The 2,749-nt window shown below is 28.9% G+C and carries 3 protein-coding genes; all 3 read left to right on the top strand.

All coding sequences use genetic code 11. From position 1 onward, the window contains the following. Positions 1-402: 402 nt before the first annotated feature. Positions 403-1,803, top strand: coding sequence for a DEAD/DEAH box helicase (locus RR430_RS03625; protein ID WP_332508663.1), 1,401 nt, complete (start codon positions 403-405; stop codon positions 1,801-1,803). 9 nt (positions 1,804-1,812) lie between these two features. Next, a complete protein-coding gene (locus RR430_RS03620) occupies positions 1,813-2,019 on the top strand; it encodes a YwbE family protein (RefSeq protein WP_332508661.1) in 207 nt (68 codons plus the stop codon). Positions 2,020-2,162: 143 nt separating this feature from the next. Beyond that, positions 2,163-2,749 (top strand): sensor domain-containing diguanylate cyclase (locus RR430_RS03615; RefSeq protein ID WP_332508659.1); only part of this gene is annotated, 587 nt, incomplete at its 3' end.

The following is a 2,749-nucleotide window of genomic DNA, read 5'->3' as shown; positions in this document are numbered from 1 at the left end:
ATTATGAAACGATTCATATAATTGATCTGCGGTATTACAATGAGGATATTTTTGCTTACATTACTGAAAATGAAATAAATGAATATCTATTTTTATATAATTTTAAAAACTTTAGTGAGGATGAAAATCTTAAAAAAATTAGAATTTAGCAAAAATAAAATTACCGTAAGGCTTACTTAGATCATGATTTAAATTAAGGATAAGTGATACGTATAGCGCTTAACAAACTGAATAATTGAAGGTAAAATACATGAAAAAACAGTTGAAATTAATACTTTTAATGGGTAGTTGTATCTTTATTATCATAGATGTGTTATAGTGTAAAACGTACATACAGTAATATATAGCGATAAAGCGGTACTTAAGTGTATCGCTTTTTATACGCTTATCGAAAAGGAAAACATGAAATTTAACACATTAGACATTAACGAATCAATTTTAAAAGCAGTAGAAGAAAAAGGTTATTCAGAACCTACGCCAATCCAAGAGAAAGCTATACCACATGCATTATTAGGTAAAGATATTTTAGGGTGCGCACAAACTGGAACAGGGAAAACAGCGGCATTTTTAATTCCCACAATTCAAAGATTAAAAAAACATGATGCGACTAAGATTAGAAGTTTAATTTTAACGCCAACAAGAGAACTTGCAATTCAAATAGAAGAAAATTTTGTAGAGTATGCAAAATATACAAATATTAAAAGTGCAATTATTTTTGGTGGGGTACCACAAAAGCCACAAGAAAAAGCAATCAGACAAGGTGTTGATATTGTAGTAGCTACACCTGGTAGATTACTTGATTTAATAAATCAAAAATTAATTGATATCAAAGAAATAGAAGTATTCATTTTAGATGAAGCGGATAGAATGCTTGATATGGGATTTTTATTTGATGTAAAAAAGATTATTGCGCTATTACCAACTAAGAAGCAAACTTTATTCTTTAGTGCTACAATGCCAAAAGAAATTAAAGAATTGACAAAAACATTACTACACGAGCCAGTAATTATTGAGGTAACTCCTCCATCATCAACAGTTGATAACATTACTCAATCGCTTTATTATGTTGATAAGCCAAATAAGAAAAATTTATTATTAGATATTCTTAAGAATAATAAAATAGACAGTGCATTGATTTTTACAAGAACTAAAAACAATGCAAATCGTTTGGGTAAATTTTTAGATGCTGCACATATTAAAGTTGGAATTATACATGGTAATAAAACGCAAAGTGCAAGGCAAATTGCATTAACAAAATTTAAAAAAGGTGATATTAAAGTTCTAGTTGCAACTGATATTGCGGCAAGAGGAATAGATATTAACGAGTTAAGTTATGTATTTAACTATGATATACCAACTGATGCTGAAGCATATGTTCATCGTATTGGAAGAACTGGTAGAGCTGGTAATAATGGTATATCAATTTCATTTGCTGATATTGATGAATTAGATTTAGTAAAGAGTATACAAAAACTAATTCGTTTAGAAATTCCAGTAGTTAAGGAACACAAGTTTCCAATGTTGAATACGATACCAACACCAAAGAAAAAACCAAAGAGTTCATCAAATAAGCCTAAAAGTACTAAGTCTTATGCAAGTAAATCAAATAAAGATAGTAAAGTATCTAAAGATGGTAAACAAAGTAAAGTTGTTGGTGAAAACAAAAAGAAGAATTTTAAAGATTCAAAAAAAGGTGAATATAAACCATATCAAAAGAATGCTAAATCTTCTTCAAAATCATATTCAAATAAATCTAAACCTACTCAACAAAGAACACCTAAACAAGGGACACGCGGAAGGTAGTTTAGAAATATGGCAATAACTAACCGTAATTTAATTAAAATAGGTTCTAGTGTACAAGTAGTACAAAAACAGGATCAAAGAACTGGAAATCTAACAAAAGGAATTGTTGATCGTATTTTAACTAACTCATTAAATCATCCTAGAGGAATTAAGGTAATGCTTGAGGATGGAGTAGTTGGTAGAGTCATGTCAATCGATCAAATCAATTATAAATAGATTGATAAACACCATATAGCTAAAATAATGCTATATTGGTGTTTTTATTATATTTTCACAATTAATGTATATTTAAAACATTATCTTAGTCAAAAGTCAAAAAAAGTGCTATTATTTCACTATAAATACAGTGGGGAAAAAGTATGGATAATATTATGGATTGCTTTAACGATGATTCAAGCATTGATAATAAAATGAGCGATATGTTAGATAGAATGCGCGGAGGAATTATTTTGTGTAATTTTGATTTAAATACACAAAGTTCAATCGTGATTTATTCTAATTGTGGGTGGTCAGAAATTACTGGATATACACCAGAGCAACTTCAATCAGAAAAGGGTGGAAACCCACAAGCGTTAATTCTCGAGGATGATAAAAAACAATCGGATGAAGACTATGCTAGACAAATGGCAGAGGGAAATACATACGAACTTATGTATCGTATTATTCATCGTAGTTGTGGAATAAGATGGGTAATAGATAAAGGTATTGTAAAATCATTACCAAACAATATAATGCAAAATTTAAGTGTTGTAACAGAAATAACAAAAATTAAAGAGCAAGAAGAAGCAATGAAATTGTTAGCACAACAAGACCAATTAACAGAAGTAAACAATAAGGCAACGTTTAATACATTATCAAAAAATATACTTGAAAAACAAAATAATAGTTTGCATGCATTACTTATGTTGGATATTGATGACTTCAAAGATGTAAATGATCGTTATGG

Source organism: Anaerorhabdus sp. (assembly GCF_036641015.1).
Lineage (GTDB): Bacteria > Bacillota_I > Bacilli_A > Erysipelotrichales > Erysipelotrichaceae > Anaerorhabdus.
Note: the sequence above shows the minus strand (reverse complement) of the source record. Positions and strands in the feature narration are given on the sequence as shown.